This window comes from Haloarcula sp. H-hyl2 (assembly GCF_056934385.1).
Genome location: NZ_JBRIIJ010000016.1, coordinates 1 through 672, shown reverse-complemented (window position 1 = coordinate 672; position 672 = coordinate 1). Strand labels below are relative to the sequence as shown.

Sequence of the window (672 nt, the reverse complement as noted above, 5' to 3'; positions counted from 1 at the left end):
GAAGAAGGGTTTGGCGTCTCATATTCACAAAGACATGTTCCGAGACTTCTCAAAAAATTGGGGATGAGATACGCTGTTCCACGACCGGGATCGCCAGACCGCCCAGACGACGCCGAAGAACAGCTTCAAAAACGGCTCGAGGCCGCGCTCGATGAATTAGACGACGACGTCGTAACCGACGGCGGCGTCGTCGTCGGCTTTCTGGACGAAGCATGGCCTCGCACGACAGACAACAGCCGGCGGTTGTGGTCATTCGACAAGCCGACGCTAGAAAAAGAGACGCCAACAGCGTCGTTTGATGATGTTGTCTTCGGGTTTTACGCAGTACTAGGCGACAGCGTCGTGGAATGCAAAGACGATCTGAGCAAGGAATCCGTGGCTGATTTTTTCCCACAGCATCCGCCAGAAGAACCCTGACCGACCGATCATCATTGTCTGTGACAACTTCTCATCTCATTTTGCTGACTATGTCGACACTGTGGTTGAAGAGCTTAATCTAACTAGAGTTGCACTCCCACCATACTCTCCAGATCTGAACCCGATCGAACAGATCTGGAAAAGCGTGAAACGTGACCTCTCACCACGTGACGCGCCTACTCTTGACGCGTATCGCTCGATGATTTGTGACGTGTTCCACGACTATGCAGGCCGCCTTAGCTTCGCCGAAGCCTG

The 672-nt window shown here is 53.0% G+C and carries 2 protein-coding genes; both read left to right on the top strand.

The window, feature by feature from the left end:
* A partial coding sequence (locus tag Hhyl2_RS22365; protein ID WP_483552993.1) for a winged helix-turn-helix domain-containing protein occupies nt 1-417 on the top strand: 417 nt, incomplete at its 5' end.
* On the top strand, nt 380-672 hold a 293-nt coding region (locus tag Hhyl2_RS22360; protein ID WP_483552994.1), incomplete at its 3' end, for a transposase. The genes Hhyl2_RS22365 and Hhyl2_RS22360, both read left to right, overlap by 38 nt.